This window comes from Streptomyces sp. NPDC043854, assembly GCF_056436005.1.
The window spans coordinates 1-4,334 of record NZ_JBWKDK010000118.1; the positions used below are offsets into that span (position 1 = coordinate 1).

The following is a 4,334-nucleotide window of genomic DNA, read 5'->3' on the forward strand; positions in this document are numbered from 1 at the left end:
CGGGCACACGCAGGCGGCTGCCGGTGTGGCCGGTGTGATCAAGATGGTGCTGGCGATGCAGCACGGGCTGCTGCCGCAGACCCTGCACGTGGACGCGCCGACCCCGCACGTGGACTGGTCGGCAGGTGACGTGGAACTGCTGACCGAGCAGCGGGCGTGGCCGCAGAGCGACCGACCGCGCCGGGCCGGCATCTCCTCGTTCGGTCTGAGCGGCACCAACGCCCACACGATCATCGAGGAAGCGCCGGCCGAGGACGGGGACGACACGGCGCCCGAGCCCCGCGCCGCCGACGCCGCGCCCGTCCTGCCGTTCGTCGTCACGGGCAGGAGCGCGGCCGGGCTGCGCGCCCAGGCGGAGCGGCTCGTGACGTGGCTGACCGAGAGCCTGCACGTCGCCACCGCCGACACCGCGTACTCCCTCTCCGCCGGTCGCTCGGCGTTCGCGTCGCGTGCGGTCCTGGTCGCGGACGCCGCGAACCGTGAGGCGGTCCTCGGTGGTCTGCGGGGCCTCGCCGCCGGTGAACAGCTGCCCGGCCTGGTGCAGGGCACCGTATCGGAGGGCGGGCTGGCCTTCCTGTTCACGGGGCAGGGCAGCCAGCGCCTCGGCATGGGCCGCGAACTGTACGACGCCTTCCCGGTGTTCGCGGATGCCCTGGACGAGGTCTGCGCGCGGTTCGACTCCCAGCTCGAACTGCCGCTGAAGGACGTCCTGTTCGGCACTGATGCGGCGGTGCTGGACCGGACGGAGTACACGCAGCCGGCGCTCTTCGCGGTCGAGGTGGCGCTGTTCCGGCTCGTTGAATCGTGGGGCGTGCAGCCTGACTTCGTGGCCGGCCACTCCATCGGCGAGATCGCCGCTGCGCATGTGGCGGGTGTGCTGTCCCTGGACGACGCCTGTGCGCTGGTCGCGGCCCGCGGCCGACTGATGCAGGCCCTGCCGGACGGCGGCGTGATGATCGCCGTGCAGGGGTCGGAGGACGAGGTCCTGCCGCTGATCGGCGGAGGCGGCCGGGTGGGCATCGCCGCGGTCAACGGTCCGGAGTCGGTCGTGGTCGCGGGTGATGAGGACGCGGCGGCCGCCATCGCGGAAGCCTTGCAGGCCCAGGGCCGGAAGACCAAGCGGCTGGCCGTCAGCCACGCCTTCCACTCGCCGCACATGGACGGCATGCTGGACGACTTCCGTGAGGTGGTGGCGGGGCTGGCCTTCGCCGCGCCGCGGATTCCGGTCGTCTCCAACCTGACCGGTTCCGTCGTCACCGACGAGATGGGCTCCGCCGAGTTCTGGGTGCGGCACGTCCGCGAGGCCGTGCGGTTCCTCGACGGCATCCGCGCCCTGGAAGCCGCCGGTGTGACGACGTACGTGGAGCTCGGGCCGGACGGCGTGCTGTCCGCGCTCGCCCAGGAGTGCCTGACCGGCACGGCCGACGTCGCCTTCGTTCCGGTCCTGCGCGCGGGGCGGGCCGAGGCGGAGACCGCCGTCACCGCTGCGGCCCAGGCGTTCGTGCGGGGCGTGGCGGTGGACTGGCCCGCCTTGTTCGCCGGCACGGGCACGCAGCGGGTCGCGCTGCCGACGTACGCCTTCCAGCGGCAGCGGTTCTGGCCGGAGACGGCCCTGTCGGACGGCGGCACCGTCCCGACCCGGGTCGCCGATGCGGTCGACGTCCGGTTCTGGGACGCGGTCGAGCGCGGCGATCTGGCCGCCCTGCTGGCCGAGCTGGAGGTGGACGGCGAGGCGAGCTTCGGCGAGTTCGTCCCTGCCCTGTCGGCCTGGCGCCGGCAGAACCAGGAGCAGGAACAGGTCGACGGCTGGCGCTACCGGGTGCAGTGGAAGCCGCTGACGGCACCCGCGTCGTCCGAGCTGCCGGGCGGCGAGTGGATCGCCGTCGTCCCCGACGCCTGCGCTGACGACGCCCTGGTCGACTCCTTGGTGAGTGCGCTGGCCGGGCGTGGCGCCGAGGTCCGGCGGGTCGTGGTCGAGGCGGGTACGGACCGTGCTGCGCTGGCAGGGCTGCTGTCCGAGGCCGTTTCGGCGGCCGGTTCGGTGGCGGGTGTGGTGTCGCTGCTTGCGCTGGATGAGGCTGCGGGTGTGGTGGCCACGGCTGTTCTGGTGCAGGGGCTGGGTGATGCCGGGGTGGAGGCGCCGTTGTGGTGTCTGACCCGTGGTGCGGTGAGCGTGGGCCGTTCGGACCGTCTCGTCTCGGCGGTTCAGGCCCAGGTGTGGGGTCTGGGCCGGGTGGCGGCTCTGGAGCTGCCCGGGCGTTGGGGTGGTCTGGTGGACCTGCCCGAGGTGTGGGACGAGCGGGCCCTGGGCCGGCTGGCCGGGGTACTGGCCGGCGGCGCGACGGGTGAGGACCAGGTCGCCGTCCGGTCGTCGGGTGTCTTCGGGCGCCGGCTCGTCCGGGCCGCCGCCGGGAAGGGCGGCCCATGGTCGCCGTCCGGGACGGTCCTCGTGACCGGTGGTACCGGCGCTCTGGGCGGTCACGTCGCCCGCTGGCTGGCCGGCGCCGGTGCCGGGCGATTGGTGCTGACCAGCCGCCGGGGGGCGGATGCTCCGGGTGCGGGCGAGCTGGCGGCGGAATTGTCGGAGCTGGGTGTGGAGGTGTCGGTCGTGGCGTGTGACGCCGCCGACCGGGACGCGCTCCGTGCCGTGCTGGAGGCCGAGGCCGAGCACCTCACCGCGGTCGTCCACACCGCCGGTGTCCTCGACGACGGTGTTCTGGACGCCCTGACGCCCGAGCGTTTCGAGAGCGTGCTGCGTGCCAAGGCGACCTCCGCGCTCCACCTGCACGAGCTGACCGCCGAGCTCGGCATCGAGCTGTCGGCGTTCGTGCTGTTCTCCTCCATGACCGGCACCATCGGTGCGGCCGGGCAGGCCAACTACGCCGCCGCCAACGCCTACCTGGACGCCCTCGCCGAGCAGCGCCGGGCCGCGGGCCTGGCCGCGACCTCGATCGCCTGGGGCCCGTGGGCCGACGGCGGCATGGCCGCCGACCAGGCCCTCGAAGCCCGCATGCGCCGGGACGGCGTGCCTCCGATGGAGGCGCAGCCGGCGATCCGCGCCCTCCGCCAGGCAGTCGCCGGCGACACCGCAGCCCTGACCGTGGCCGACATTGCATGGGACCGGTACCTCGCCGGCCACACCGCCGTACGCCGCACCGAACTGTTCGGCGAGATCGGCGAGGTACGCGCTACCCGCGCGGCGACCGAAGCCCGCGCCGGCCGGGCCGCCGGGAACGCGGACAGCCCCGCCACCCTCTCCGGACGGCTCGCCGCACTCGCGCCCGCCGAACAGGAACGGGAGCTGCTGGACCTGGTCCGTACGCACGTCGCCGCCGTCCTCGGACACGGCACCGCGGACGCGGTGGGCGCGGAGCGCGCCTTCAAGGAGCTCGGGTTCGACTCGCTGACGGCCGTCGAGCTCCGCAACCGCCTGAGCACGGCCACCGAGCTGCGGCTGCCCGCCACGATCGTCTACGACTACCCGACGTCCGCCGCGCTGGCCGCCCACCTCCGCGAGGAGCTCGTCGGCAGCGTCCCCGTCTCCGGCACCCTGCTGCCCGCCGCCACGGCCGTCGACGGCGACCCGATCGCCATCGTGGCGATGAGCTGCCGCTTCCCCGGCGGCGTACGGACCCCCGAGGACCTGTGGCAGCTGCTCACGGACGGCACGGACGCGGTCGCCGAATTCCCCGCCGACCGCGGCTGGAACCTCGACCGCCTCTACAGCCCCGACCCGGACCAGCCGGGGACCTCGTACACCCGTGAGGGCGGATTCGTCACCGGAGCGGCGGACTTCGACGCCGGCTTCTTCGGCATCTCGCCGCGCGAGGCCCTCGCGATGGACCCGCAGCAGCGGCTGCTGCTGGAAACCTCCTGGGAGGCGTTCGAGCGGGCCGGCATCGACCCGACCAGCCTGCGCGGAAGCCGCGCCGGTGTGTTCGTCGGCACCAACGGCCAGGACTACCTCTCCCTCATCACCCGCGAGCAGGACGGCCTGGAAGGCCACGTCGGCACGGGCAACGCGGGCAGCGTCATGTCCGGCCGCGTCTCGTACGTCTTCGGGCTCGAGGGCCCGGCGGTGACGGTCGACACCGCCTGCTCGTCGTCGCTGGTCGCCCTGCACTGGGCGATCCAGGCGCTGCGCAGCGGCGAGTGCGACATGGCCCTCGCCGGTGGTGTCACGGTCATGTCGACGCCCGAGAACTTCATCGACTTCAGCCGTCAGCGGGGGCTGGCGGGGGACGGTCGGATCAAGGCGTTCGCGGCTGCGGCGGACGGCACCGGTTGGGGTGAGGGTGTCGGCATGCTGCTCGTGGAGCGGCTGTCGGACGCCC

Annotated in this window: 1 protein-coding gene; it reads left to right on the forward strand. The window is 73.8% G+C overall.

Going from position 1 to position 4,334, the window contains the following annotated elements; translation table 11 throughout:
• Positions 1-4,334: SDR family NAD(P)-dependent oxidoreductase (locus tag AC068A_RS37145; RefSeq protein ID WP_478590712.1), on the forward strand; the 4,334-nt coding region annotated here is incomplete at both ends.